25 protein-coding genes, 1 pseudogene and 1 riboswitch are annotated in these 26304 nt (G+C 69.3%); of the genes and pseudogenes, 13 read left to right on the plus strand and 13 right to left on the minus strand.

The genetic code is table 11. The features are described 5' to 3' along the window. Positions 1-71 precede the first annotated feature (71 nt). Entirely contained in the window at positions 72-1175 is a 1104-nt protein-coding gene (locus LCL61_RS00865; protein ID WP_340685071.1) for a winged helix DNA-binding domain-containing protein, read from the minus strand. Between the two features lie 78 nt (positions 1176-1253). Here LCL61_RS00865 and LCL61_RS00870 point away from each other — a divergent pair, with 78 nt between their 5' ends. Beyond that, complete coding sequence (locus LCL61_RS00870; RefSeq protein ID WP_340685072.1) at positions 1254-2282, plus strand: AraC family transcriptional regulator; 1029 nt, start codon at positions 1254-1256, stop codon at positions 2280-2282. On the opposite strand, the gene LCL61_RS00875 is transcribed toward LCL61_RS00870, so the two are convergent. Continuing rightward, entirely contained in the window at positions 2209-2874 is a 666-nt protein-coding gene (locus tag LCL61_RS00875) for a helix-turn-helix domain-containing protein (protein WP_340685073.1), read from the minus strand. The two genes, LCL61_RS00870 and LCL61_RS00875, sit on opposite strands and share 74 nt — an antisense overlap. A gap of 126 nt (positions 2875-3000) precedes the next feature. Here LCL61_RS00875 and LCL61_RS00880 point away from each other — a divergent pair, with 126 nt between their 5' ends. After that, positions 3001-3279 carry a hypothetical protein gene (locus tag LCL61_RS00880; RefSeq protein WP_340685074.1) on the plus strand — a complete coding sequence of 93 codons (279 nt, stop codon included), beginning with the start codon at positions 3001-3003 and terminating at the stop codon, positions 3277-3279. 104 nt (positions 3280-3383) lie between these two features. On the opposite strand, the gene LCL61_RS00885 is transcribed toward LCL61_RS00880, so the two are convergent. From LCL61_RS00885 to paaI, 3 genes are read right to left on the minus strand one after another with little or no spacing between them, the layout of a single operon-like run. Continuing rightward, positions 3384-3977 (minus strand): TetR/AcrR family transcriptional regulator, encoded by a 594-nt coding sequence (locus tag LCL61_RS00885; protein ID WP_126737382.1) that lies wholly within the window; start codon positions 3975-3977, stop codon positions 3384-3386. Further along, positions 3974-5257, minus strand: a complete 1284-nt coding sequence (paaK, locus tag LCL61_RS00890; protein ID WP_340685075.1) for a phenylacetate--CoA ligase PaaK — start codon at positions 5255-5257, stop codon at positions 3974-3976. The genes LCL61_RS00885 and paaK overlap by 4 nt, the downstream gene beginning before the upstream one ends. Then, positions 5254-5646 carry a hydroxyphenylacetyl-CoA thioesterase PaaI gene (gene paaI, locus LCL61_RS00895; RefSeq protein WP_425342024.1) on the minus strand — a complete coding sequence of 131 codons (393 nt, stop codon included), beginning with the start codon at positions 5644-5646 and terminating at the stop codon, positions 5254-5256. Before paaI ends, paaK begins: the two co-directional genes overlap by 4 nt. Positions 5647-5850: 204 nt before the next feature. Here paaI and paaZ point away from each other — a divergent pair, with 204 nt between their 5' ends. The 6 genes from paaZ to paaE are packed head-to-tail and all read left to right on the plus strand — an operon-like array spanning position 5851 to position 11514. Further along, on the plus strand, positions 5851-7881 hold the full coding sequence (gene paaZ, locus LCL61_RS00900; RefSeq protein ID WP_340685077.1) for a phenylacetic acid degradation bifunctional protein PaaZ: 2031 nt from the start codon (positions 5851-5853) through the stop codon (positions 7879-7881). Further along, positions 7878-8822, plus strand: coding sequence for a 1,2-phenylacetyl-CoA epoxidase subunit PaaA (paaA, locus tag LCL61_RS00905; protein WP_340685078.1), 945 nt, complete (start codon positions 7878-7880; stop codon positions 8820-8822). The genes paaZ and paaA overlap by 4 nt, the downstream gene beginning before the upstream one ends. Continuing rightward, the gene (gene paaB, locus LCL61_RS00910) at positions 8819-9103 is read left to right on the plus strand and encodes a 1,2-phenylacetyl-CoA epoxidase subunit PaaB (RefSeq protein WP_005168080.1); all 285 of its coding nucleotides are present in this window, start codon (positions 8819-8821) and stop codon (positions 9101-9103) included. Before paaA ends, paaB begins: the two co-directional genes overlap by 4 nt. Before the next feature lies 1 nt (position 9104). After that, the gene (gene paaC, locus LCL61_RS00915; protein ID WP_340685079.1) at positions 9105-9962 is read left to right on the plus strand and encodes a 1,2-phenylacetyl-CoA epoxidase subunit PaaC; all 858 of its coding nucleotides are present in this window, start codon (positions 9105-9107) and stop codon (positions 9960-9962) included. Then, positions 9956-10444, plus strand: coding sequence for a 1,2-phenylacetyl-CoA epoxidase subunit PaaD (gene paaD, locus LCL61_RS00920; RefSeq protein ID WP_034323161.1), 489 nt, complete (start codon positions 9956-9958; stop codon positions 10442-10444). Before paaC ends, paaD begins: the two co-directional genes overlap by 7 nt. Next, positions 10444-11514 (plus strand): 1,2-phenylacetyl-CoA epoxidase subunit PaaE, encoded by a 1071-nt coding sequence (gene paaE, locus LCL61_RS00925; RefSeq protein ID WP_340685080.1) that lies wholly within the window; start codon positions 10444-10446, stop codon positions 11512-11514. The genes paaD and paaE overlap by 1 nt, the downstream gene beginning before the upstream one ends. Before the next feature lie 63 nt (positions 11515-11577). Here paaE and LCL61_RS00930 read toward each other — a convergent pair whose 3' ends face one another. Together LCL61_RS00930 and LCL61_RS00935 are read right to left on the minus strand one after the other, a co-directional pair. Continuing rightward, positions 11578-13149: an ABC-F family ATP-binding cassette domain-containing protein gene (locus tag LCL61_RS00930; RefSeq protein ID WP_340685081.1), complete on the minus strand. Its 1572-nt coding sequence runs from the start codon at positions 13147-13149 to the stop codon at positions 11578-11580. A 170-nt stretch (positions 13150-13319) separates the two neighbouring features. After that, positions 13320-13439: pseudogene (locus tag LCL61_RS00935) on the minus strand (HNH endonuclease); the annotation flags it as partial. 314 nt (positions 13440-13753) lie between these two features. Between LCL61_RS00935 and LCL61_RS00940 the strand changes: the two are divergent. Further along, a complete protein-coding gene (locus LCL61_RS00940; RefSeq protein WP_340685082.1) occupies positions 13754-14842 on the plus strand; it encodes a dihydrofolate reductase family protein in 1089 nt (362 codons plus the stop codon). A gap of 204 nt (positions 14843-15046) precedes the next feature. Here the strand turns inward: LCL61_RS00940 and cobN are convergent, their stop codons facing one another. From cobN to LCL61_RS00965, 5 genes are all read right to left on the minus strand, one after another. After that, positions 15047-18628, minus strand: coding sequence for a cobaltochelatase subunit CobN (cobN, locus tag LCL61_RS00945; RefSeq protein ID WP_340685083.1), 3582 nt, complete (start codon positions 18626-18628; stop codon positions 15047-15049). A 35-nt stretch (positions 18629-18663) separates the two neighbouring features. Next, a riboswitch (cobalamin riboswitch) is annotated at positions 18664-18777 on the minus strand. 32 nt (positions 18778-18809) lie between these two features. Beyond that, complete coding sequence (locus LCL61_RS00950; RefSeq protein ID WP_340685084.1) at positions 18810-19088, minus strand: hypothetical protein; 279 nt, start codon at positions 19086-19088, stop codon at positions 18810-18812. Beyond that, positions 19085-19330 (minus strand): helix-turn-helix transcriptional regulator, encoded by a 246-nt coding sequence (locus LCL61_RS00955; RefSeq protein WP_005162705.1) that lies wholly within the window; start codon positions 19328-19330, stop codon positions 19085-19087. The genes LCL61_RS00950 and LCL61_RS00955 overlap by 4 nt, the downstream gene beginning before the upstream one ends. 3 nt (positions 19331-19333) lie before the next feature. Beyond that, positions 19334-20185, minus strand: a complete 852-nt coding sequence (locus tag LCL61_RS00960) for an ABC transporter permease (protein ID WP_340685085.1) — start codon at positions 20183-20185, stop codon at positions 19334-19336. Further along, positions 20182-21087, minus strand: coding sequence for an ABC transporter ATP-binding protein (locus tag LCL61_RS00965; RefSeq protein ID WP_340685086.1), 906 nt, complete (start codon positions 21085-21087; stop codon positions 20182-20184). Before LCL61_RS00965 ends, LCL61_RS00960 begins: the two co-directional genes overlap by 4 nt. 98 nt (positions 21088-21185) lie before the next feature. On the opposite strand from LCL61_RS00965, the gene LCL61_RS00970 reads away from it, so the two are divergent. The 3 genes from LCL61_RS00970 to LCL61_RS00980 are packed head-to-tail and all read left to right on the plus strand — an operon-like array spanning position 21186 to position 24405. After that, positions 21186-22283 (plus strand): precorrin-3B synthase, encoded by a 1098-nt coding sequence (locus LCL61_RS00970; RefSeq protein WP_340685087.1) that lies wholly within the window; start codon positions 21186-21188, stop codon positions 22281-22283. Next, positions 22280-22903, plus strand: coding sequence for a precorrin-8X methylmutase (locus LCL61_RS00975; RefSeq protein WP_016332061.1), 624 nt, complete (start codon positions 22280-22282; stop codon positions 22901-22903). Before LCL61_RS00970 ends, LCL61_RS00975 begins: the two co-directional genes overlap by 4 nt. Beyond that, positions 22900-24405 (plus strand): precorrin-2 C(20)-methyltransferase, encoded by a 1506-nt coding sequence (locus LCL61_RS00980; protein ID WP_340685088.1) that lies wholly within the window; start codon positions 22900-22902, stop codon positions 24403-24405. Before LCL61_RS00975 ends, LCL61_RS00980 begins: the two co-directional genes overlap by 4 nt. A gap of 118 nt (positions 24406-24523) precedes the next feature. Here the strand turns inward: LCL61_RS00980 and LCL61_RS00985 are convergent, their stop codons facing one another. After that, positions 24524-24895 (minus strand): hypothetical protein, encoded by a 372-nt coding sequence (locus LCL61_RS00985; RefSeq protein ID WP_340685089.1) that lies wholly within the window; start codon positions 24893-24895, stop codon positions 24524-24526. A 386-nt stretch (positions 24896-25281) separates the two neighbouring features. On the opposite strand from LCL61_RS00985, the gene LCL61_RS00990 reads away from it, so the two are divergent. Continuing rightward, complete coding sequence (locus LCL61_RS00990) at positions 25282-26181, plus strand: acyl-CoA thioesterase II (protein WP_340685090.1); 900 nt, start codon at positions 25282-25284, stop codon at positions 26179-26181. Positions 26182-26304: the final 123 nt, after the last annotated feature.

Consider the following 26304-nt stretch of genomic DNA (forward strand, 5'->3'; position numbering starts at 1 on the left):
GAGATTTCCGGCCACCCCCTGCCCGCGTTTCGTCCTCTGAATGCGGTAGTTGGTAGTGCGAACTAGCGCGTTCAGAGGGCGAAACACACCGAGTGGGACTCGGCCTTCGGGTGCGCCCAAGCCAGGAGGCGGTGGGCGGAGCTTTCGAGGGCGTCCAGATCGCGCTTCGGGACTCGCTCGAAGGGCGTGATCACCACCGAAGCCGCCTTCTTCACCATCTTGATCTCCCAGAAGCCCTTCACGAACCCGCCGACCAGAATGGTGCCCTTGACCAGGCCGTTCTGCGAGATGACGACCTTGCGGTACTCGTCGCTGATCACCCGCGTGCGGTCGGCGTAGGAGAGGACGGTCTGGTCGAACGGCCCCAGCAGCCGGGCGGGCGCGGGGGTGTCCGGGTCCGGGCGGGGTGCGTCTTCGAGGTCGAAGAGTTCGCGGCCGTTCTCGTCGCGGAACGTCCGCAGTTCCGTCCGCAGCCGCTCGGCGACGTCGCCGAGCTTCGTGATCCCGGCCCACGCCTGCGCGTCCTGCACACTGGCCGGCCCGAACGCGGCCAGATAACGCCGGAACATCGCTTCCGGGGACGGCGCCGGGTCCGCCTCGGCGCCCAGCCAGTCCCCGGTGGTCTGATACGTCGGCTGCCCGGACTTGCCCCAGACGCCGCGCGGCGGGATCTGCACCAGCGGCAGCAACGCCCGCGCGACGTGCACCAGCGACGACGGCGCCACGCCCTCCCAATGCTTCGCCAGTTCCGCGCCGAGGCCTGCCGACGAAAGCGGCCGCTCGCCGAGCAGTTTGCGGGCGGTGCGGGCGATCTCCTGGTGGTCGAGGCCCTTGATGTCAGGGCCGAACTGGGTGTTGCCGGTCACCGAACGGTCGTAGAGGGGCTGCACGATCGGCCGCCAGGCCAGCGCGTCCGCCGGTTTCACCAGGTGCACCGTGCCGCGCATGAGCGCGATCCGCACGACGCTCTTGGTCAGCAGGAGGTTCGCCAGCTCTTCCTGGCGGAAGCCGTGCAGCCGGGTCCACAGCGCGAAGTACGGCGGGTTCGGGGCCTGTGCCTGCAACCCGGCCAGATGCTCGACCGCTTCGAGCGCGGTCATCTTCGAACGCCGGAGCAGCAGCTGCCGGTCCAGCATGGCGCGGTTCAGCGCGCGCCTGCTCAACGTGTCGGACATGCCGCTCACCCTAATCGGAATCAAGGACAGTTACGGTCCTCAATGCGCCGAGCGTTGCCGGGATCCATAATCCCGGCCATGGAACTACCGCCGCCGGTGATCCGGGACTGGGACTACCCGCGCGGCACGGCGAGCATCGTGCTCATGGCCCGCTTCGCCGCCGAGAACGGTGTCGCGGGGCTGGAGTCCTACGAGCACGCCCCCGTGGACGGCCAGGTCGACGCGCGACAGGAACTCGCGGTGGTCCGGGCCCTGGTCCGCGGGCTCGACGGCGGAGACGACGTCGCGCTACGGCTGAGCAGGCGGTACCGCGTCAGCGCGTTCGGCATCTTCGGCTTCGCGTGCATCAGCAGCCCGACGCTGGGGGACGCGATGCGCTTCGCCCTGCGCTACCTCGACCTGAGTTTCACCTTCTGCATCCCGCACGTGACCGTCGAGGCCGGACGGCTCGCGCTGGCCATGGACGACAGCCGCGTGCCGGGCGACGTCGCCCGGTTCCTGGTGCTGCGCGACCTCGGCGCCATCCACACCGTCATGCGCGACATCCTGCCGGACATCTCCCTGCGCTCCTTGGTCTTCCGGCACGAGCGTCCCTCCACAGTGTACGAATACGTGCGGACGTTCGGCCTGGTGCCGTCGTTCTCCGCCCCGGCACATCTCGCCACCCTGGATCCGCTCTTCCTCGACAAGCCGTTGCCACAGGCCAACGACCAGACGGTCGCGGTCTGCGCCGCGCAATGCGATCTGCTGGTCTCCCGGAGACGGGAACGCTCCGGGATCGCGCAGCAGGTCCGGGAACGGCTGGTGCGACTCGGAGGCGTCGACGCGGGGATGGACGAGGTCGCGCGGCAGCTCGCGCTCAGCCCGCGCACGCTGCGACGACGGCTGTTCGAGGCCGGGACCGGCTACCGCACGCTGCTCGACGAGGTCCGTCAGGCCTTGGCGGAGGAAATGCTCGACACCGGCGCGCTCAGCGTGGAGGACGTCGCGCTGCGGCTGGGCTACGCCGAAGCGTCGAGTTTCATCTACGCCTTCAAACGCTGGAAGGGGATGACGCCGGCGGCTTATGCCCGGCGGAACGCGTTGCGAGCACGGCCGGGTAGGTGACCCGAAGCAGGTGCAGGATCGAGTCGGTGAGGAAGACCCGCAGCTCGTCGCGGCCGAGCGTGCCACGGATCAGCCATTCGCGTGACGCCGCGCGCAGCATCCCGCCGTACGAACGGATCATCGCGCGGAGTTCTTCGCGACCTTCGGTGACGTCGCTCATCAACGCGGCCGCGAGCACACGATCGGCGGCGATCTCGTCGGCCTCCAGCATGATCCGCTCGATCTCCGGGTCGCGGCCCACCGCCTCCGGGCCGATCGCCGTCAGCCACGCCTGCTCGTTGCGCTCGACGACCTCGATCCAGTGCTGGACGCTGATCGCGAGCCGGTCTTCGGCGGTCGTGTCGGGCAGGTTCTCGATCACCGGCGCCGGGACGATCATCATCTGCCGGACGACTTCCAGGTACAGCTCCCGTTTGCCGCCGAAATAGTGGTTGATCAGCGGCCGGGCCACCCCGGCGGCCTTCGCGATGTCCGAGGTCGAAACCGAGGCGTACGTGCCCGCGCCGAACAGCCGCCGGGCCGCGGTCAGGATCTCGGCGCGCCGGGCGGCCGGCTCGAGGCGGCGCCGCCGGATCTCCGGATCGGTGCTCATGGGCCGAGCGTAACCCGTTTCACGTGACCGCCTGCCGTTACTCATTCGGAACAACCCGCCGGTAACCCCCGGGGCCTTCAAGGCGACGTTCGGGGCGGGGGGACCGGGCGTCATGAGTAGGGACGAATGGCCAGTGCCGAACGCGAGCCGGTTCGCCGTACCGGACGGTGGGTCAGTGTGCGGCTGCAGCATCGTGACGTCCGGATCCAAGGTGACATCGGGGAGGAATCCGTCTCCTACGCGGGGATCGTGATCACCAGTTTCGAGAACGGTGCCGAGGTCGGCGAACGCTGGATCCCGCTCGGGGTCGATCCGTCGGAGGCCGACGACGAACAGCTCATCCAGCAGTTGCGCGACGCGCTGATCTGGCAGGCACGCCGGCCGCCCAAGGCCGCGGGGGAGTAGCGGAATTGGGAAGGTTCCAGAGCTGCTGAAGGGCGCTTTCACCGCATGCGACGCGGTGAAGGACGCTTTCACTGCATCACATGCGGTGAAAGTCCCCTTCAGCCTCATTGGGTCCGGAGGCCGTCGAAGGCGATCTTGCACACCGCGTCCGCCAGTTCGGTCCCGGCCGAACCCCGTCGCGGCCGGTACCACTCGATCAGCGAGTTCACCATGCCGTACAGCAGCCGCGCGGTGACCGCGGGATCGATGTCGGGCCGCACGTCGCCCTCGGTCTCGGCCTGTTTCACCAGTTCCGTGACGAGCCGGTCGAATTCCCGCCGCCGCGCCAGCGCCGCCCGTTCGATCTTGGTGTTGCCGCGCACCCGCAGCAGCAGCGTCACGAACGGCAGCTGCTCGACCAGCACGAGGACACTGCCCCGCACGAGGTGCTCCAGCTTCTCGATCGCCTTGCCCTCGAAGGATTCCGTCTCGGCGGCGACGGCGAACAGGCCGTTCAGCGCGCGGTCGACGGCGAGCCGCAGCAGCTCCTCCTTGCTCGGCACGTGGTGGTAGATAGCGGATTTCGTGATGCCGAGCTTGCGGGAGAGGTCCTCCATGCTGGTGCCGTCGTAGCCGCGTTCGTTGAACAGTTTGACCGCGACCTGGAGCAGCGACTCGAGGTCGTAGCCGGGACGTCCCCGGCGGGCGGGGGTGCTCAACCGCGGTCCCGTTCGTCGAGGACGCGGCGCATCTTGCCCAGCGACCGTTCCAGCGTGTCCGGGTCGACGACCTCGACGCCGACGCTCACGCCGACCCCGTCCTTGACGCCGGCGATCAGCCGGGCGGCGGCGTCGGCGCGCTGCTCGGCCGTCGCGTCCGGGCGCGCTTCGACGCGCACCGTCAGGTGGTCCATCCGGCCCTTCGTCGATCGGACCAGCTGGAAATGCGGCGCGAGCGCGGGGGTCACCAGCACGACTTCCTCGATCTGCGTGGGGAAGACGTTGACGCCACGCAGGATGATCATGTCATCGCTACGTCCGGTCACCTTCTCCATCCGCCGGTACGCCGGCCGCGCGGTGCCCGGCAGCAGCCGGGTCAGGTCGCGCGTGCGGTACCGGATGATCGGCAGCGCCTGCTTGGTGAGCGAGGTGAACAGCAGCTCACCCTCGGCGTCGGTCGGTTTTTCGGTGAACGGGTCGATCACCTCGGGGAAGAAGTGGTCCTCCCAGATGTGCAGCCCGTCCTTGGTCTCGACGCATTCCTGCGCGACGCCGGGGCCCATCACCTCGGACAGGCCGTAGATGTCGACCGCGTCGATGCCGACGCGTTCTTCGATCTCCGTGCGCATCTGCTCGGTCCATGGCTCGGCCCCGAAGATGCCGACCTTGAGCGAACTCGTCTGCGGGTCGACGCCCTGCCGTTCGAATTCGTCGAGCAGGGTGAGCATGTACGACGGGGTGACCATGATGATCTCGGGTTTGAAGTCGGTGATGATCTGCACCTGGCGCGCGGTCATGCCGCCGGACGCCGGGATCACCGTGCAGCCGAGCTTCTCGGCGCCGTAATGCGCGCCGAGCCCGCCGGTGAACAGGCCGTATCCGTAGGCCACGTGGACCTTGTCGCCCGGACGCCCGCCCGCCGCGCGGATCGAGCGTGCCATCACCGTCGCCCAGGTGTCGATGTCTTCGGCGGTGTAGCCGACGACGGTCGGTTTCCCGGTGGTCCCGCTGGACGCGTGGATGCGGCTGACCTGCGCTTCCGGCACGGCGAACATGCCGAACGGATAGTTGTCGCGCAGATCCTGTTTGGTGGTGAAGGGGAACCTCGCCAGGTCTTCCAGCGCCTTGCAGTCGTCCGGGTGAACGCCCGCCTCGTCGAACTTCCTGGTGTAGAACGGCACGTTGTCGTAGGCGTGCCGCAGCGTCCACCGGAGACGCTTCAGTTGCAGCGCCTGGAGTTCGCCGATGGTCAGGTTCTCGGCGTCGTCGCTGAAAGTCATCGTTGGGGTGCCTTCTCGATGGTGCGGCTGCGGCCGCGGAATTCGGCGACGACCTCCGGCCCGTCGGGGGTCTCCCGGTGCACGGTGACGTCGTAGATGCCGTTGCGGCCGTAGCGGGTCCGCTCCGTGGCGGTGGCGATGAGGTGGTCGCCGAGTTTGCCGGCGGCGACGAAGGAGATCTCCGCGCCGGAAGCGACGGTCACCGGGCCGTGGCTGTTGCAGGCGCAGGCGAACGTCGTGTCGGCCAGCAGGAAGACGTAGCCGCCGTGGGCGATGTCGTGGCCGTTGACCATCGCTTCGGTGATCCGCATGGTGGCGACGGCGCGCCCTTCGGCGGCCTCGACCAGCTCGATGCCCAGCGCGTTCGACGCCTGGTCGTCGGCGAACATCGTGTGCGCGGCGTTGCCAGTCATGCGAGACCACCTGGTTACTGACCGAATGGACGGTTGTTCAAGGGCGCCGCAAGTAAAAACGCGCTTTCGTGCGGATGTCAAGGGTCCGTCACCGTCCGGGGGTTTGCAAGCGCCGGGGCAGAAGCTAGAGTGAATTACTGAACGGACGGTCTGTTAATCCCATCATCGAAGGGTCGCCCCATGGCTTTGCTGCGCAGCTACGTCTCCGGCGGATGGCACACGGCGGACAACGACGGCGTACCGCTGCACGACGCCTCGACCGGCGAAGAGGTCGCCCGGGTTTCGTCCGAGGGCATCGACTTCGCCGCCGCACTGGAGTACGGACGCCGCGTCGGCGGCCCCGCGCTGCGCGAGCTGACCTTCCACCAGCGTGCCGCGCTGCTGAAGACACTGGCCTCTCACCTGCGTGAACACCGCGAGGAGCTGTACGCGCTCTCGGCGCGCACCGGCGCCACCAAGACCGACTCGATGGTCGACATCGACGGCGGCATCGGCGTGCTGTTCGCCTACTCCAGCAAGGGCAAGCGCGAACTCCCGAACGACACCGTCTACGTCGACGGCAACGTCGAGCCGCTGAGCAAGGGCGGCACCTTCGTCGCCCAGCACATCGCCGTCCCGCTGCGCGGGGTCGCCGTCCAGATCAACGCGTTCAACTTCCCCGTCTGGGGCCCGCTGGAGAAGTTCGCGCCCGCGTTCCTCGCCGGGGTGCCGAGCCTGATCAAGCCCGCCAGCCAGACCGCGTACCTCACCGCGCGGCTGGTCGAGATCATCGTCGAGTCCGGCATCCTGCCCGAGGGCACGCTGCAGTTCGTCGCGGGCAGCGTCGGCGACCTGCTCGACCACGTCACCGCGCAGGACCTCGTCTCGTTCACCGGCTCCGCGTCGACGGCGCAGAAGCTGCGCGCGCATCCGGCGATCGTGCGCAACTCCGTCCGCTTCAACGCCGAGGCCGACTCGCTGAACCTGTCGATCCTCGGCCCGGACGCCAAACCCGGCACCACCGAGTTCGATCTCTTCGTCAAGCAGCTGACCACCGAGATGACGGTCAAGGCGGGCCAGAAGTGCACCGCCATCCGCCGCGCGTTCGTTCCCGCGGACCTGGTGGACGACGTCGCCGAGGCCGCGAGCGCGCGGCTGGCGAAGGTCACCATCGGCAACCCCGCCGCCGAAGGTGTGCGGATGGGTGCCCTGGCCAGTCTGGAGCAGCGCGAGGAGGTCCGGCGGTCGCTCAAGGCGCTGCTGGACGTCGGCACGGTCGTCTTCGGCGACCCGGAGCAGGTCGAGGTCGTCGGCGCGGACGCCGAACGCGGCGCGTTCATCTCGCCGGTGCTGCTGAAGGCCGACCCGGAGCGCTCCGAGCCGCACGAGGTCGAGGCGTTCGGCCCGGTGTCGACGCTGCTGCCCTACACGTCCACCGAACAGGTCATCGAGCTCGCCGCACGCGGTGGCGGCAGCCTCGTGGGTTCCGTCGTCTCCGCGGACCAGGAGTTCGTGCGCGAGGTCGTCCTCGGTGTCGCGCCGTACCACGGCCGTCTGCTGGTGCTCGACGCCGAAGACGCCAAGGAGTCCACCGGCCACGGTTCGCCGATGCCGCAGCTGGTGCATGGCGGCCCCGGCCGCGCCGGCGGCGGCGAGGAGATGGGCGGCGTCCGTGGCGTGCTGCACCACATGCAGCGCACGGCGGTCCAGGGTTCGCCCGCCGCCCTGAGCACGGTCACCGGCCGCTGGGTGACGGGCGCACCGAGGGCAGAGGGCGACGTCCACCCCTTCCGGAAGTCGTTGGCGGAGCTGAAGATCGGTGACTCCGTCGTCGCCGGCCCGCGCACCGTCACCCAGGAAGACGTCGACCACTTCGCCGAGTTCACCGGCGACACCTTCTATGCCCACACCGATCCCGAGGCCGCCGCGGCGAACCCGCTGTTCGGCGGGATCGTGGCGCACGGGTACCTCGTGGTCTCGTTCGCGGCGGGCCTGTTCGTCTCGCCGGAGCCCGGCCCGGTGCTGGCCAACTACGGCCTGGAGAACCTGCGGTTCCTCACCCCGGTCAAGGTCGGCGACTCCTTGACCGTGACCCTGACCGCGAAGCAGATCACCCCGCGCATCGACCAGGAGTACGGCGAAGTCCGCTGGGACGCCGACGTGACCAACGCCGACGGCGACTCGGTCGCCAAGTACGACGTGCTCACCCTGGTGGCGAAGGAGCAGTCATGACCGCGACCCTCCCTGAGGAAGACCTCGAACGGCATTTCGAGGCGACGATCGAGCGGGACCAGCGCATCGAGCCGCGCGACTGGGTGCCCGAGGGCTACCGCAAGACGATGATCCGGCAGATCGCGCAGCACGCGCATTCGGAGATCATCGGCATGCAGCCGGAGGGCAATTGGATCACCCGTGCGCCTTCGTTGCGGCGCAAGGCGATCCTGCTCGCGAAGGTGCAGGACGAGGCCGGGCACGGGTTGTATCTGTACTCGGCGGCGGCCACGCTCGGTGCCGACCGCGCGGATCTGACCGACAAGCTGATCAACGGCAAGCAGAAGTATTCGTCGATCTTCAACTACCCGACGCTGACCTTCGCCGACGTCGGCGTGATCGGCTGGCTGGTCGACGGCGCGGCGATCTGCAACCAGGTTCCCCTGTGCCGCAGTTCGTACGGGCCGTACGCGCGCGCCATGATCCGCATCTGCAAGGAGGAGTCCTTCCATCAGCGGCAGGGTTTCGAGCTGCTGATGACGATGATGCGCGGCACGGAGAAGCAGCGGGAGATGGTGCAGGAAGCGGTGAACCGCTGGTGGTGGCCGTCGCTGATGATGTTCGGCCCGCCGGACGCCGATTCGCCGAACACCGCGCAGTCGATGGCGTGGAAGGTCAAACGGCACACCAACGACGAGCTGCGCCAGCGTTTTGTCGACATGTCCATTCCGCAGGCCGAGGCGCTGGGGGTCACCTTCCCGGACCCGGACCTGAAGTGGAACCCCGAACGCGGGCACTACGACTTCGGCGCCGTCGACTGGGACGAGTTCAAGAACGTGTTGAAGGGCAACGGCCCCTGCAACGCCCAGCGCATCGCGCACCGGCGGCGGGCCCAGGAAGACGGCGCGTGGGTGCGGGAAGCCGCGGCTGCCCACGCCGCCAAGAAAGGGGCTTCGGTATGAAGCACGACTGGCCGTTGTACGAGGTGTTCGTCCGCGGCAAGCGCGGCTTGAACCACGTGCACGTGGGTTCGCTGCACGCCGCTGACGACGACATGGCGCTGCACCACGCGCGGGATCTGTACACCCGCCGCAACGAGGGCGTGTCGATCTGGGTCGTGCGCGCGTCGGACATCACGGCGTCTTCGCCGGACGAGAAGGATCCGTTCTTCGCGCCCAGCGGCGACAAGGTGTATCGGCACCCGACGTTCTACGACATCCCCGACAACGTTCCGCACATCTGACATGAGCTTCGACAACGCCTACGAGGCGATCACCGAGGAGAACGACTCCCGCTGGGCCTTCGGCACCGGGTTCGAGGACCCGCTGTCCGGTGTGGACACCACCGTTCCGTCCGGTGTGGACGGTGCGCGGCTGGCGGCTTACTGCCTGATGCTCGGCGACGACGCGCTGATCTTCTCGCACCGGCTGCAGGAGTGGTGCACGAACGCGCCCGAACTCGAGGATGAGGTCGCGATCGCGAACATCGCCCTCGACCTGCTCGGACAGGCCCGGCTGCTGCTCGCCCGTGCGGGCAAGGCCGACGGCAGCGACCGCACGGAGGACTCCTACGCCTTCTTCCGGAGTGAGCAGGAGTACCGCAACGTCCGGCTCGCCGAACTCGACGGCGGGCACTTCGGGCATCTGGTCGCGCGGCTGCTGGTGTTCTCGATCTGGCGGCTCGCCTTGTTGCAGCGGTTGCAGGCCAGTGTCGATCCGGTCCTGGCGGCCATCGCGGACAAGGGTGTCAAGGAAGTCGCGTACCACCGCGACTACGCCGCCCAGTGGGCCGTGCGGCTCGGGGACGGCACCGAGCTGTCGCATGAGCTGATGCAGGAGGGCCTGGACGCGGTCTGGCCGTACGTCGACGAGTTGTTCGTGGCGCACGAGGCCGAGTTCGTCGAGTCGCCGTCGCTGCGGCCGGAGTTCGACGCGATCCTGGACCAGGTGCTGGCCGTCGCGACGTTGAAGCGTCCCGAGACCGGTGCCATCGCCGGGGTTTCCGGCCGGATGGGCCGCGACGGCGTGCACACCGAGCGGATGGGCTACCTGCTGGCGACCCTGCAGAGTGTCGCCAGGGAACATCCGGACGCGACATGGTGACCGCGTACGCGGTGGCGGCCACGGTCACCGATCCGGAACTGCCGATGCTCACCCTCGCGGACCTCGGCGTCCTGCGTGAAGTGTCCGAAGAGGACGGACGGGTGGTCGTCGCGATCACCCCGACCTACACCGGCTGCCCGGCGATGGACACCATGCGCGACGACCTCGTGCACGCGCTGACCGGCGCGGGGTACGGCGAGGTCGAGGTCCGCACGGTGCTCCAGCCCGCTTGGTCCACGGACTGGATCACCGAGGACGGCAAACGGAAACTGGCCGAAGCGGGCATCGCTCCGCCGGGGGCCGCGCCGCGGCGCACCGGCCCGATCCCGCTCACGCTGAGCCCGCCGGTGTCGTCCGTGCGCTGCCCGCACTGCGGTTCCGCGGACACCGAGGAGCAGTCCCGGTTCAGCGCGACGGCGTGCAAGGCCCTGCGCCGCTGCCGGTTCTGCCTCGAACCGTTCGAACACGTCAAGGAGATCTAGTGACAGCGACCCTGCGCCGCACGGGTTTCCACACCCTCAAGGTGTCCGACGTCCAGCGCCTGTGCGACGACGCCGTCGCGGTGACCTTCGAGGTTCCCGAAGATCTCGCGGACACCTTTCGCTTCAAGCCGGGCCAGTCGCTGACCCTGCGCCGTGAGATCGACGGCCGCGACGAGCGCCGTTCGTACTCGATCTGCGCACCCGCCGGCGCGGCGCCGCGGGTCGGCGTCCGGGAGGTGCCGGGTGGGCTGTTCTCGTCGTGGCTCGTGCGCGACGTGAAGCCCGGCGACGAGATCGAGGTCGCGCCGCCGACCGGCAGCTTTACTCCGGACCTGAACGTTCCTGGGCATCACGTGCTGATCGCGGCCGGATCCGGGATCACGCCGGTGCTGTCGATCGCGTCTTCGCTGCTCAGCGACTCCGACGCGACGGTGACCGTGCTCTACGGCAACCGCCGCACGGACACCGTCATGTTCGCCGACGACCTCGCGGATCTGAAGGACCGCTATCCAGCGCGGCTCGAACTCGTCCACGTGCTCTCCCGCGAGCCGCGCGAGGCGGAACTGTTCACCGGGCGGCTCGACGCGGAGAAGCTGCGGCGCCTGTGCACCGTGCTGATCCCGGTCGAGGACGTCGCGCACTGGTGGCTGTGCGGGCCGTTCGAGATGGTGACCGGCGCGCAGGAACTGCTGCGCTCGCTGGACGTCGCCGACGATCGCGTCCATCAGGAGCTGTTCTATGTGGACACTCCGCCGGAGCCGGTGCACCACATCGATCCGGCCGTCGTCGGGGCGTCCAGCGAGGTCACGCTGGTCCTCGACGGCCGGTCGACGACGATGACGTTGCCGCGCAGCTCCTCGCTGCTCGACGGCGCGCAGAAGTTCCGTCCGGATCTGCCGTTCGCCTGCAAGGGCGGGGTGTGCGGCACCTGCCGGGCGAAGATCTGCGACGGCAAGGTGGACATGCGGCGCAACTTCGCGCTGGAGAAGGCCGAAGTCGACGCCGGTTTCGTGCTCACCTGCCAGTCGGTGCCGATCTCCGACGCCGTCACCGTGGACTTCGACGCCTGACCCACCGCCGCGTTTCGTCCTCTGAATGCGGTAGTTGCACACGCAAGAACCGCATTCAGAGGACTAATCGCGGAGGGGGAGCCACCGGGTGATGCCGATGTCGGCGAGGAACGGCCGGTCGTGGCTCGCCACGATCAGCGTGCCCCGGTAGGCCAGCAGCGCCTCGGTGAGCCGCCGTACGCTCGCCAGGTCGAGGTTGTTCGTCGGCTCGTCGAGCAGCAGGAGCCGCGGCGTCGGTTCGGTCAGCAGCAACGTCGCCAGCGCCGCCCGGAACCGTTCCCCGCCGGACAGCGACGCCACCTCGCGGTCGGCCGTCTTGCCCCGGAACAGGAACCGCGCGAGCCTCGCGCGGATCTCGTTGTCCGTGAGTGACGGCGCGACGAGCCGCACGTTGTCCACAATGGGCATAGAGTCGTCCAGTACGTCGATCCGCTGGGGGAGCAGCCTCGCGGGGACGAACAGCCCCACCTCGCCCGACTTCGGCGGGAGCTCGCCGGCGATCGTCCGCAGCAGGGTGGTCTTCCCCGAACCGTTCGGGCCGACGAGCGCGATCCGCTCGGGGCCCATGACGTGCAGGTCCACCGCCGGTCCGAACTGAGGCACGGCGTCGATCCGGAGCACGTCCGTTCCCCGCGGGACCGTCGTTTCCGGCAGTTCGACGCGGATCTCGGCGTCCTCCCGCACCAGTTCCTCGGCGGCCCTCAGCGCCTCGACGGCGCCTTCCAGCCGGTCGGTGTGCAGGTTCCGGTACTTGCCCGCGGCGATCTGCGCGTCCTCCTGGCGTTTGCGCATGCGCCCTTTGGGTTCGCGTTTGGTGTCCCACATCTTCTGGCCGTAGCGGGCCCGCCGGGCGAGTTTGAGCCCGGCCTCGACCAGCTCCCGCTTCTGCCGTTTGACGTCCGACTCCGCCGCGCGCACATGCCGCCGCGCGGCCTCTTGAGCGACCTCGACCGCGTGTTCGTAGGCCGCGAGGTTGCCGCCGTACAGGGTGACCTCGTGGTCGCGGACCTCGGCGATCCGGTCGACCAGCCGCAGCAGTTCGCGATCGTGCGAGACCACCACGAGGATCCCGCCCCAGCCCGCGACCTCACGGTGCACGAGTTCACGCGCCCGCAGGTCGAGGTTGTTCGTGGGCTCGTCGAGCAGCAACGCGGCGGGACGGCGCAGCAGCAGGGCGGCCAGCCCGAGCAGCGTGAGTTCGCCGCCGGACAGCTCGCCCGCCCGCCGGTCCAGGCGGACGGCGCCCAGGCCGAGCCGGTCGAGGATCGCGCGGATGCGTTCCTCGACGTCCCAGTTGTCACCGATGGTGGCGAAGTGCTCTTCGGTGGCGGAACCGTCCTCGACGGCTCTGATCGCCGCCCGGATCGCGGTGACACCGAGCACGTCGTCGACGCGGCGTCCGGTGTCGAGGACGAGGTTCTGCGGCAGGTAGCCGAGTTCACCCGGTGTGGTGATGGAACCCGTAGTGGGCCGCAGCTCGCCGGCGAGCAGCCTGAGCAGCGTGGACTTACCGGATCCGTTGGTGCCGACCAGGCCGGTGCGGCCGGTGCCGAGGGTGAGCGAAAGGCGCTTGAACGCCGGTGCGCCGTCGGGCCAGGTGAAGGTGACGTCGGAAAGTGTCAAGGAAGAAGACATGAGACTCCCTGCGAAGGAGGTGGATGCGGGCGCAGGTTCGTCTCAGAAGATCACCGCGACAGGTTAGCCCGTGGGTGGTCGTGTGGCGATCGATTTTCGCCGGGGGCTGAGGGGGACTTGGGCGAAGTGGGAGGCGGGCCGCCGTTTCGCGGCGACGGAGCGGTCAGGAATGGTCTGCGGCATTCGCGGACCAGGTCGAACTCGGCAGGACCGGCCATCGGGCGATACCGGTCCCGGCCGAGATCCGCGACCTGACCTGACAGCGGGTCGGTGATGATCCGCCGCGGCACCCGTGAGGAGGTCGAGGGCGACGGCGGCGCGAAACTGGTCCAGTTCTGGATCATGCGACTGCCACCACCGTCGTCGATATTCGGCAATGGCTTGCATTGCCGGATTTCGGTAACAGCACAGGTGTCGGCCTCGATCACATGTCGCCGAATTCCGGCAACGGCACCGGCGCGTCGACCCCGACGCGACACCGGGACACCGCCGGATCCCCGCCCAGCCCTTGCCGATTTCCGGCAACGGAGGACCTGCCACAAGCCCCACCGCCCCGAGACACGGTCTGTCACCTCGGCGACCGGCGGGGGGCATACTGGCGGGCGTGATCGAACGCCCTCATGTCCTGCTGTCCGCCGCGGTCTCGCTCGACGGCTACCTCGACGACACGAGCGACACCCGGCTGGTGCTGTCGAACCAGGAGGACTGGGCCAGGGTGGACGGGCTGCGCGCCGCGTCGGACGCGATCCTGGTCGGCGCGAACACGGTGCGCGCGGACGATCCGCGGTTGCTGGTGCGCTCGCCGGAGCTGGTCGCGGAACGGGTCGCGGCGGGTCGTCCGGGGCAGCCGGTCAAGGTCACTCTCACGCGGAGCGGGTCACTCGATCCGGCGGCACAGTTCTTCACCGTCGGTGACGCCGAAAAGCTGGTCTACGCGCCGCCCGGCGTCGTCACGGGAGTGAAGGCGACCGTCGTCGAGCTGGTGGATCTGCGCGCGATGCTGGCCGACCTCCACGCGCGGGGCGTCCGGCGGCTGATGGTCGAAGGCGGCGGTGCGATCCACAGCCAGTTCCTCACCGAAGGCCTGGCCGACGAACTGCATCTGGCCATCGCGCCGTTCTTCGTCGGCGACACGCGCGCGCCGCGGTTCGTCGGCCCGGGGGCCTTCCCGCGCGGGCTGACGCTGACCGGAACGACGAGGCTGGGTGACATCGCCGTCCTGGAGTACCACGCGACCCCGGAACCGTCCGAAGTGGACATTCTGCGGCTGCGCGAGGCCATCGCCCTGGCCGAGAACTGCCCGCCGCGCACGTTCCGCGTCGGCGCGGTCATCGCCGCGGCCGACGGTGAAGTGATCTCCACCGGTTTTTCGGGCGACGGCGATCCCGCCAACCATGCCGAAGAAGCCGCCCTCGCCAAACTCGAACCGGGAGATCCGAGGCTGGCGGAGGCGACGATGTACACATCGCTGGAGCCGTGCAGCTCGCGGACGTCACATCCGCGAAGCTGCACCCAGCTCATCCTCGACGCCGGCATCCCGCGCGTCGTCTTCGCCTGGCGCGAGCCGTCGGTGTTCGTCGACTGCGTCGGCGCCGAAACGCTGGAGGAGGCCGGACGCCGGGTGATCGAGGTACCTGCCCTCGCCGCCGACGTCCGCCGCGCGAACACCCACATCCCGGGTGTCCGCCCCTGAACTCCTACTTGCAGGCGTCGCAGCAGCCGCAGCCCAGACCGGTGCACGCCGAGCAGCAACCGTGGCGAAGCACGACCTTCAACAGACGCTTGATCATCGCTGTCCTCCCGATCATTGACGTCCCACCGCCCTTGTCACGCTAAGTTCTGCGCATACGACAGTGGTACCGCCGGGAGTGCCACGGCGCTGCTCCAGCGGGTGATGTCAGGACTCGAGATCCCCCTCCAGCGATAGGTAGACCTCGCGCAGCTGAGCCAAAAGATCGGCGTCCGGCTCCGCCCACAGCCCCCGATCGGCCGCCTCGTTCAGCCGCTCGATGATGCCGCGCAGCGCCCACGGGTTGGCCTGGCGCAGGAACTCCTGGTTGACCTCGTCGAGCACGTAGGACTCGGTGAGCTTTTCGTACATCCAGTCGCCGACCACCCCGGCGGTGGCGTCGAAACCGAAGAGGTAGTCGACGGTCGCCGCCAGCTCGAAAGCTCCCTTGTAGCCGTGCTTGCGCATCGCCGCCAGCCAGCGCGGGTTGACCACGCGGGCCCGGAAGACACGGGCGGTCTCCTCGCCGAGGGTGCGCGTGCGGACCGCGTCCGGGGTGGTGCTGTCGCCGACGTAGGACGCGGGCGCGGTCCCGGTCAGCGCACGGACCGTCGCGATCATCCCGCCGTGATACTGGAAATAGTCGTCGGAATCGGCGATGTCATGCTCACGGGTGTCGGTGTTCTTGGCCGCGACCACGATCCGCTTGTACGAGTTCTCCATGTCCTCGCGCGCGGGCCTGCCGTCGAGGTCGCGGCCGTAGGCGAAGCCGCCCCAGACCGCGTAGACCTCGGCGAGATCCTTGTCGTCGCGCCAGTTCCCGGAATCCATCAGCGGCAGCAGGCCTGCGCCGTACGCGCCGGGCTTGGAGCCGAAGATCCTCGTGGTGGCCCGGCGTTCGTCCCCGTGCGCGGCCAGATCCGCGCGGGTGTGGGCGCGCACGAAGTTCTCGTCGTCCGGCTCGTCGAGATTCGCCACCAGGCGGACGGCGTCGTCCAGCAAGGTGATCACGTGCGGGAAGGCGTCGCGGAAGAACCCGCTGATCCGCACCGTGACGTCGATACGCGGGCGGCCGAGTTCGGCGAGCGGGATGGCCTCGATGCCGGTGACCCGTCGCGACGCCTCGTCCCAGATCGGCTGGACACCCAGCAGCGCAAGGACTTCCGCCGCGTCGTCACCCGACGTGCGCATGGCCGACGTGCCCCACACCGAGAGACCGACCGAACGCGGCCAGTCGCCCGTGTCCTCCCTGTAGCGGCGGAGAAGCGAGTCCGCGAGCGCCTGCCCGGTCTCCCAGGCGAGACGGCTCGGGATGGCCTTCGGGTCCACGGTGTAGAAGTTGCGGCCGGTCGGCAGGACGTTGATCAGGCCACGCAGGGGAGAACCGCTGGGCCCGGCCGGGATGTAGCCGCCGTCGAGCGCGTGGAGCACGGCGTCGATCTCGGCGCCGGTGCCCGCCAGCCGCGGCACGATCTCGGTGGCGGCGAAGGTCAGCACACGGGCGACCTCCTGGTGTTCCGGCACGTCGGCGACGACCTCGGCGACCGCGCCGGGGGACCAGTCCCTGGCCTCCATCGCCTCGACGAGCGACCGCGCCTTCTGCTCGATGGCGTCCACTTCGGACAGTGGTGCGTCGCTGTTCTCCTTGAGCCCCAAGGCGGAACGCAGACCGGGGACCGCGCCCTGTTTGCCGCCCCACATCTGCTGGGCCCGCAGCATCGCGAGTACGAGGTTGATCCGCGCTTCACCGACCGGCGCGGCGCCGAGGATGTGCAGGCCGTCGCGGATCTGCGCGTCCTTGACCTCGCACAGCCAGCCGTCGATGTGCAGCAGGAAGTCGTCGAACTCGGCGTCGTGCGGGCGTTCCTCGACACCGAGGTCGTGGTCGAGTTTCGCCGCCTGGATCAGCGTCCAGATCTGCGCGCGGACCGCGGGCAGCTTGGCCGGGTCCATCGCGGCGATGTTGGCGTGCTCGTCGAGGAGCTGTTCCAGGCGGGCCATGTCGCCGTAGCTCTCGGCGCGGGCCATCGGCGGGATCAGGTGGTCGACGATCGTGGCGTGCGCGCGCCGTTTGGCCTGCGCGCCCTCGCCGGGATCGTTAATCAAGAACGGGTAGATCAGCGGCAGATTACCCAGGACGGCGTCCGGCGCGCACGAGTCAGAGAGACCCGCGGTCTTGCCGGGAAGCCATTCCAGCGAACCGTGTTTGCCGAGGTGGACGACGGCGTGCGCGCCGAACTCCTCCTCCAGCCAGCGGTACGCGGCCAGGTAGTGGTGGCTCGGCGGGAGGTCCGGGTTGTGGTAGATCGCCACCGGGTTCTCGCCGAATCCGCGCGGCGGCTGGATCATCAGGATGACGTTGCCGGACTGCAGCGACGCCAGGACGATGTCGCCGTTGTCCACATAGAGCTCGCCGGGGGCAGGACCCCAGTGCTCCTCCATGCCCTCGCGCAGCTCCGCGGGCAGTTCGGCGAACCACTGGCGGTACTTGTCGGCGGGCACGCGGATCGGGTTGCCGGACAGCTGTTCCTCGGTGAGCCACTCCGGATCCTGGCCGCCCGCGGCGATGAGCGCGTGGATCAGCGCGTCGCCGTCGGGCTGGTCGGTGCCGGTGGGCTCGACGCCGGGGAACGGGTCCTCGCCGAGGTCGTAACCCTGGTCGCGCATGCGGCGCAGCAGTTCGATCGCGGACGCGGGCGTGTCGAGGCCGACGGCGTTGCCGACGCGGGAGTGCTTCGTCGGATACGCGGACAGCATCAGCGCGATACGGCGCTCCGGCGGGGGAGTGTGGCGCAGCCGGGCGTGCGCGAGCGCGATCTTGGCGACCCGTGAAGCGCGCTCGGCGTCCGGCACGTACTTGGGGAGGCCGTCGTCGTCGATCTCCTTGAACGAGAACGGGACGGTGATGAGACGGCCGTCGAACTCGGGGACGGCCATCTGGTTGCCCGCGTCGAGCGGGGAGAGGCCGTCGTCGTTCGCGGACCACGTCTCGCGGTCGCTGGTCAGGCACAGGGCTTGGAGGATCGGGATGTCGAGCGCGGCCATCTCGGCGACGTCCCACGCCTCGTCGTCGCCGCCCGCGCCGACCTCGGACGGCCGGGTGCCGCCGGCGGCCAGCACGGTGACCAGGAGCGCGTCGGCTTTGGCCAGCTCGGCCATCATCTCCGGCTCGCGGGTGCGCAGGGACGCGCAGTGGATCGGGAGCGCGCGGCCCCCGGCGTCCTCGACGGCGTCGGAGAGAGCGTGGACGAACTCGGTGTTGCCGGACAGGTGATGCGCCCGGTAGTAGAGGATCGCGACGACCGGGCCCTCGGGGCTCTTCGGCTCGCGCTCCAGGACACCCCACAGCGGCTGCACGGCGGGCGGTTCGAAGCCGTCACCCGTCAGAAGGAGCGTGTCGCTCAGGAAGCGGTGCAGCTGGTTGAGGTTCTCCGGCCCGCCCTGCGCGAGGTACGCGTGCGCCTCCGCCGCCGTGCCCGCCGGGACCGTCGACAGCTTCATGAGCTGCGCGTCCGGTGTCTGCTCACCACCGAGGACCACCACGTGCGCGCCGCTCGCGCGGACCGTGTCGAGCCCTTCCTGCCAGCTGCGTTCGGAGCCGAGGATCCGGACGACGACGATCGGGGCGCCGTCGAGCAGGGCGGGCAGCTCGGCCAGATCGAGCCGGGCGGGGTTCGCCAGCCGGTAGTCGGCCTCGCTGGACCGGGCGCTGAGCAGGTCGGTGTCCGAAGTGGACAGAAGCAGGATCACAGCATTCCTCACTCGGGGTGTCCGCGCCCCGGGTCGTGCGGTCGCGCCGGCCGGAGTTCCTGGCTTCCCCTCTTCACCGGGAGGGGTGACAGTGGCGGGACCGCCCCGGACTCTCACCGGGTTCCTCCACCTGCCGACGCGTGGGTTCTTCGGTTCACTCTCCGGTGCGGTCCGGCGGGAGTCAAGGTGATGTGCGGCCGGGGGCGGAGTCGTAACCCCACACGTGGGTGAGCACCTGGCCCTGGTGGCGGCTGACCAGCTCCACGCCGGTGCCTTCGACGTCCGCGTGCAGCACGGCCAGGACGGCGACCGCCCCCAGGCCGTTGGCGGGGCACTGGGTGGATTTTGGGACGTTGGATGACCCGAAATCCACCCAGTCGCGCGTGATCGGTCCGGTCGCGCGGGTTCGCCAGGCCCCGTGTCGTCCGGTGGGTTCCTCGGGCCTCGCCGAGCTGCTCACGCCGACCGCTCCGACGAAGAGTCACCTATCCGCGGGAACGGGGCGGTGGAGAAGATGATCTCCACCGCCACCTCGAAGAACTCCGCGATCCGCAGTGCGAGGTAGAGGCTCGGGCTGTACTCGCCGCGTTCGAGGTAGCCGATGGTCTGGTAGTGCACGCCCAGCGCATCGGCGAGTTCGCGGCGGGAAATGCCCCTTTCCGCCCGCAACATCGCGATCCGGTTGTAAACGACCTCGCTCATGAGCTAGCCAATTCGCTGCATCGCCTTTTCCCGTCGTGCCGCCACCGAGGACCCGGACTCGCGTCGCGCCATGCGCCGCAGGACGACCGGGGCCAGCGTCAATCCGATCACGGCCCACACCGACAGCACGCCGAGGGTCTCCCATGGCCGCCAGGACTGGCCGATCTCGATGATCACCGTCGAGTCCGGCAGCAGCGCCGACCGCATGCCGAGGCCGAGCCAGTACATCGGGAACACCTGCCCGAGGTACTGCAGCCATTCCGGCAGGGCGGTGATCGGGTAGAAGATCCCCGAGATCGCGCCGATCCCCAGTGTCGGCAGCATGATCAGCCCGATGCTGCGCGCGTTCGAGGTCAGCGAGCCGAAGATCGCGCCGATCGGCATGGTGGCGAGCAGACCGAGCACCAGCACCCACAGCAGGCCCAGCCACGAGGTCAGCCCGCCGGGCGCGATGCCGTCGAACAGGATCAGACTGGGGATCAGTACCAGCAGCATTCCGATGACGGTGTTCAACGACACCGTGACGACCTTGCCGACGAGGTAGCCGATCATGCCGTTCGGGGTGGCCTTGGCGCGCAGGAGCGTGCCGTCTTCACGTTCGACGGCGAGGACTCCCGCCATCCCGAGCATGCCGCTGAACACGATCGACGCGCCCAGCACGCTCGGCACGGTGGCGGCGCCGAGCGAGAACTCCGTGCCCGGCAGTTTCGCGCCGCGCATGAAGAACATGACGATCACGAAGATCGCCGGGAAGAGGAAGGTGTTGAAGAGGTCTTCCCGGTTGGTCATCATCTGGCGGGCTTCGAGCCAGCCGCGCCGGACGCCCAGCCGGACACTGTGCTGAATCGTGTTCATCGCGCGCCCACCGCCTCCAGGGACTCGGCCTTGCGGACCAAGGTCATGTACGTGTCCTCGAGCGACGCCCGCCGGACCTCCAGATCGCCGATGGCGTCCCCGTGCTGCTTGAACAGTTCGTGCACGTACTTCGTCGATTCGGTCGTGGAGTGCACGAACCGCTGGCCGTCCAGCGTCCAGCGCACCTCGGCCTCGCCGGCGATCTGTCTGCTCAGCGCGTCGGCCGAACCGTCGGCCACGATGCGGCCGTGGTTCAGGATCAGGATCCGGTCGGCCAGCTTCTCGGCCTCGTCGAGGTCGTGCGTGGTCAGCAGGATCGTCGTGTCGTCGTCATCGGTCAGCCGGTGCACGAGTTCGTGGAACTCGCGCCGCGCCTCCGGGTCCAGTCCGGCGGTCGGCTCGTCGAGGAACAGCAGTTCCGGACGGCCGACGATGCCGATCGCGACGTCGAGCCGTCGCCGCTGCCCGCCCGAGAGCATCCGGACCTTCTTGTCCGCGTGCTCGGTCAGGCCGACCGCGGCGACCAGCTCGTCCGGATCCCACGGCCGCTTGATGCGGTCCGTGGAGTACGGCGCGTAGTAGCCGCCCAGGTGCTCCAGCAGCTCGCGCACCCGCCATTTCGCGTGGTCGCGCCAGGCCTGGAGGACGACCCCCAGCCGCGCCCTCCAGTTCTCGTCCGCGTGCGCCGGGTCGGTGCCCAGCACGCTGACCTCGCCCTCCGACCGCATCCGGAAGCCTTCGAGGATCTCGATCGTCGTGGTCTTGCCCGCCCCGTTCGGGCCGAGCAGGCAGATCACCTCGCCGCGGTGCGCGGTGAAGTCGACGCCGTGGAGAACGTCGTTCGTGCCGTATCGCATCCGGAGATCTTTGACGGAGATCATCACGTCGTGTGGATCTCTCATTGGTCACCCCCATCTCAGTGCTGCGATCGAATGTAGCACACCTACTACATTCGGTCTGAGAGATACTCTCGCAGAAACGGGCCATCTACAGTGAGCGCATGTCCACGAGCGCCCGTGTCCGAGCCGACGCGTGCCCTGGTGTCTTCGCCACACACGACGCGGCCGACGGTCCGCTCGCCCGGATCCGGCTGCCCGGCGGCGCCATCACCTCGGCCCAGGTCGGCGCGCTCGCGGATGCCGCCGACGACCTCGGGGACGGCGCCCTCCACCTGACCTCCCGCGGCAACGTGCAGCTGCGCGGCGTCACCCGGCCAGGTCTCGCTGGCAGGCTCACCGCGGCCGGGCTGCTGCCTTCGCCGTCGCACGAACGCGTCCGCAACATCCTCGCGTCGCCGTTGAGCGATACCGCGCAAAAGCTGGCCTCGGCCCTCGACAAGGCGCTGTGCGCGGCTCCTGAGCTGGCCGAACTCCCGGGACGCTTCCTCTTCGCCCTCGACGGCGGCCAAGGCGACGTCGCCGGTGAGGGCGCCGACGTCTGCTGGCGCGACGGCGCCGTGCTGCTCGCCGGCGAAGACACCGGTCTGCGGGTCGCCGCGGAGCACGCCGTCGAGTCGCTGCTCTCCGTCGCGCGAGCGTTCCTTCGAACGCGGGGAACGGCTTGGCGGGTGAGCGAACTTGCCGACACCGAGCCGCTGCTCAAGGGCATACCGGGGGAAACGACGGAACCGCGAAAGTTCGAGGTAAACCCGGGCCTCCCGATCGGGCCGATCGGCGACGCGATCGGGGTCGCCCCGGTCTTCGGCAGGCTCACCTCGGCTCAGGCGCGCAAGATCGCGAAGGCCGGAAACGCCGTGGTCACCCCGTGGCGGTCGATCCTGGTCCTCGGCTCCCTGGAAGCGAACGCGGGGCTGATCACCGATCCGGACGCGCCGTCGCTCGGGATCAGTGCCTGCATCGGGCATCCGGGCTGTGCCAAGTCGCTCGCCGACGTGCGGGCCGACGCGGCGCGGGTCGGGTGGATCCCGCGAGCCCATTTCGCCGGTTGTGAACGGCGCTGCGGCAAACCCGCGCGCGAGCACGTCGACGTGCTCGCGACGGAGGACGGTTATCTGGTCGACGGGGCCTTCGTCCCGGTCGGCGAGCTGGCGAAGGCGTTGGCGGAGAAGGACAGTGCCGAATTGAAGGGGCAGCAGTGATCGACTACATCCGGGACGGGGCCGAGATCTACCGGCATTCGTTCGCCACCATCCGTGAGGAGGCGGATCTCGCGATCCTGCCCGACGACGTCGCGGTGCTGGCCGTGCGGATGATCCACGCCTGCGGGATGGTCGACCTGGTCGACGATCTCCGCTACAGCCTGGACGTGGTGGAATCCGGCCGCGCCGCGCTCGAAGCGGGAGCGCCGATCCTGTGTGACGCGAACATGATCGCCTCCGGGGTGACCCGCAAACGTTTGCCTGCCGCCAACGAGGTGCTGTGCACGCTGTCCGATCCGAAGGTGCCGGGGCTGGCCGAGCGGATGGGTACCACCCGGTCCGCGGCCGCGCTGGAGCTGTGGCGCGACAAGCTGCCCGGTTCGGTGGTGGCGATCGGCAACGCGCCCACCGCGTTGTTCCGCCTGCTGGAACTGCTCGAAGAGGGCGTCGGCGCCCCGGCGGCGATCATCGGGGTCCCGGTGGGCTTCATCGGCGCAGCCGAGTCCAAAGTGGAGCTCGCGAAGCGGGCACCCGCGCCGTACCTGGTGGTGCACGGACGCCGTGGCGGCAGCGCGATGGCCGTCGCCGCGATCAACGCGATGGCGAGTGAGGTCGAATGAGCGGGCTCGGAAAACTCTGGGGTGTCGGGCTCGGACCCGGTGACCCCGAGCTGATGACGGTCAAGGCCGCCCGGTTGATCGGCGAGGCCGACGTCATCGCCTATCACAGCGCGCGGCACGGCCGGAGCATCGCGCGTTCGGTCGCCGAGCCGTATCTGCGGGACGGCCAGATCGAGGAGAAGCTGGTCTACCCGGTCACCACCGAGACCACCGACCATCCCGGCGGCTACGAAGGCGCCATCGCCGATTTCTACGAGCTGAGCGCGAAACGGCTCGCCGAGCACCTCGACGCCGGACGTGACGTGGTCGTGCTCTGCGAAGGCGACCCGTTCTTCTACGGCTCCTACATGTACATGCACGAACGCCTCGCCGACCGCTATGAGGCGACCGTGGTGCCGGGCGTGACGTCGGTCAGCGCGGCGTCCTCGGTGCTGGGCCGCCCGCTGGTGCAGCGCGACGAGGTCCTCACCATCCTGCCCGGCACGCTGCCCGCGCCGGAGCTCGCGCGACGCCTGGCCGACACGCAGGCCGCGGCGGTGCTCAAACTCGGGCGCACGTTCGGCAACGTCCGCGAGGCGCTGGCCGAAGCCGGGAAGCTGGACGACGCCTTCTACGTCGAACGCGCGACCTGGCAGGCGCAGCGCGTCGAGCCGTTCGCGGACGTCGATCCGGATTCGGTGCCGTACTTCTCGCTGGCGCTGCTGCCCAGCCCGGCCTACGCCTCCCGGCTCGCCGACGAATCCGAAGCCGCCAGGAAGCAGGAAACGCACACCGGTGGGGAAGTCGTGGTCGTCGGCCTCGGGCCGGCCGGTCCCGGGTGGCTGACCCCCGAGGCGACCGAGGAACTGGCCGCGGCGGAGCACGTCGTCGGCTACGGCCCGTACGTCGCGCGAGTGCCGCAGCGCGCGGGCCAGCAGCGGCACGCGTCGGGCAACCGCGTCGAGGCCGAACGCGCCGTCGAAGCACTCGAACTGGCCGCGAACGGCGCCAAGGTCGCCGTCGTCTCTTCAGGTGATCCCGGCGTGTTCGCGATGGCGTCGGCGGTGCTGGAGCAGGTCGCCGCCGGTCACGGCGCGGGAGCCCGCGTGCGGATCGTGCCCGGTGTGACCGCCGCGCAGGCGGCCGCGTCCAGGGTCGGCGCGCCGCTGGGCCACGACTACTGCGTGCTTTCGCTGTCCGATCGGCTCAAACCGTGGGAGATCATCGAACGACGGCTGGACGCGGCGGGCGCGGCGGATCTCGTGCTCGCGCTGTACAACCCGGCGTCCCGCACGCGGACCACGCAACTCGCGCAGGCCCGCGACGTCCTGCTCCGGCACCGCGCGCCGGAGACACCGGTGGTCGTCGCCCGCGACGTCGGCGGCCCCGAGGAGGACGTCCGCGTGGTCACCCTCGGCACGCTGGAGCCGTCGGAAGTGGACATGCGCTGCCTGCTGATCATCGGCTCGTCGAAGACCAGGGCCGAGAACGGTGTGGTCTGGACGCCGCGCACCTACGAATGATCGCGCCTCAGGCGGTCTGGCCGTCCTGACCGGACCGGTCAGGCGGGCACTGTGTGGATTTCTGGTCATCCAACGCCCCAAGAACCACACAGTCGCGTCCTTGGGCGGACGCCGCCACCTACGAGTGATGCCCGAGGCCCGCGTCGCGGGCTTGGGCGAGCAGCACTTCCCGATCGTCCGTGCCGGCCTTGGCGTGGATCGACGAGACGACGTTGCGCACGGTCTTGGGCGCGGTCAGCCGCGGGAACGCCCGCATCGGCTGCGAAGCGGCCAGCAAGCCGTAAAGCCGGTCCGCGGCGCGCTCGCCGAACACGACGGCGCCCGCCGCCACCCCGCGGATGAACCGGACCAGGTCGTCGTGACCCGCGCTCCGGGACAGGACGCCGCGGGCGCTCGCGAGCATCGCGGCGACCACGAGTTCGCCGTCGCCCGGCGGGGTCAGGGCCAGAATGGCGGTTCCCGGTACGCGGGAAGCCACTTCGCGGGTCACGGCGAGCCCGTCGAGGCCGGGCGGGTGAACCGGCAGGACGAGGACGTCCGGACGAAGGAGATCTGCCGTCTGGCGCCGCCGAGGATCACGAGGGAAGAGTGGGAGAGGTATTTCCCGGGGCTCGACTACGCGCCACCGTGCGGATGAGGGCCATGTCCTGCCACGAGGGGTCGTGAGTGGCGTTTCGGCGGCGTAGCGAAGGCCTCCTTCCCTACCGTCAGAGTAGGGAAGGAGGCCTTCACTACGTCTTGGCCCGAACCGCCCCCTCGCCGGAGATGTCGGCCGCCAGCCGCCCCGAGAGTCCAAGGTGTCCCGAAGGTGGCCTTCGCGACAAAGGTCCCGCCTCACCCGGGCCCACGGCACCCGCACGGCCTAAAGTTCAGGACATGACTGAGATGGCCAGGGAAGCCGCGGCCGGTTTCGACAACGCCGGCGGGGTGGGCGGACAGCCCGTGCTCGACCGGCTGGTCGCGCTGCTGGACTTGGAGAAGATCGAGGAGAACATCTTCCGCGGCGTCTCGCCCGCCCATTCGCCGGTGCGGGTGTTCGGCGGGCAGGTCGCGGGGCAGGCGCTGGTCGCCGCCGGCCGCACGGTCCCCGAGGAGCGGAAGGTCCACTCGCTGCACGCGTACTTCATCCGCGGCGGCGACCCGAGTGTCCCGATCGTCTACGAGGTCGACCGCATCCGCGACGGCCGCTCGTTCACCACTCGCCGCGTCGTGGGCATCCAGCACGGCAAGGCGATCTTCTCCCTGTCCGCCTCGTTCCAGAAGGACGAAGGCGGTATCGAACACTCCGAGACCATGCCGGACGTCGCCGACCCCGAGTCGCTCCCGACGCTGCAGGAGCGGGCCGAGGGGTACTTCATGGGCCATCTCGACCGGCCGCGCCCGATCGACCTGCGTTACGTCAACGATCCGCCGTGGGTGACCAGGAAGTCGGGCGACCGGCCCGCCAGGAACCAGGTCTGGATGCGGGCCGACGGCAAGCTCCCGGACCAGCAGCTGCTGCACGTCTGCGTGCTGACCTACGCCTCCGACATGACGCTTCTGGACTCGGTCCTCGCGCGCCACGGCGTCTACTGGGATCTCGACAAGGTGCTGGGCGCGAGCCTCGACCACGCGCTCTGGTTCCACCGCCCGTTCCGGGCCGACGAGTGGTTCCTCTACGACAGCGCGTCGCCGACCGCGTCGGGTGCCCGGGGGCTGGCGACCGGCCGGTTCTTCGCCGCGGACGGAACGCATATCGCCACCGTGGTGCAGGAAGGTCTTCTGCGGGTCGTGTGAACGGTGACGTTCCGCATCGGAGATGTCGTCTTGTCCACCCTTTAGAGGGAATGGCGAAACGAATTAACATCTAGAGCCAGAGCATTACGGAATGGATGCGGGCATATAGGGAGGGCCGGAACC

Origin of the sequence: Amycolatopsis coloradensis (genome assembly GCF_037997115.1) — a bacterium.
GTDB classification, from domain to species: domain Bacteria; phylum Actinomycetota; class Actinomycetes; order Mycobacteriales; family Pseudonocardiaceae; genus Amycolatopsis; species Amycolatopsis coloradensis_A.